We start from the raw sequence: 230 nt of genomic DNA, 5'->3' as shown, positions 1-230 counted from the left end.
CACTCGAACATCCCCAATCCAAAACCATGCCCCAACACCGCAAAAACCCCTTCATCGCCGACAAACCCGACCAAGAAAAAACACAGGCAGAGCTTATCGAAGAGTTGTGCTATATGCGCGCAGAGGTCGCCTACCTAAAGGAGTTAAAAGCCCTCGGCCAAAAGCGGACTGAAAAGGACAAAGCCAAACCGTCCAAACACTGAGGGCGCAACACCCGCTCAAATACCTGC

Annotated in this window: 1 pseudogene; it reads left to right on the top strand. The window is 52.2% G+C overall.

The features are described from left to right. Positions 1–203 (top strand): annotated as a pseudogene (locus tag ACTHTQ_RS11575) (helix-turn-helix domain-containing protein); the annotation flags it as partial. Positions 204–230 lie beyond the last annotated feature (27 nt).

Source organism: Neisseria sp. P0020.S003, from assembly GCF_051957095.1.
GTDB lineage: Bacteria > Pseudomonadota > Gammaproteobacteria > Burkholderiales > Neisseriaceae > Neisseria > Neisseria subflava.
The sequence above is the reverse complement of the archived record's forward strand: the minus strand, read 5'-3'. Positions and strand labels throughout refer to the sequence as shown.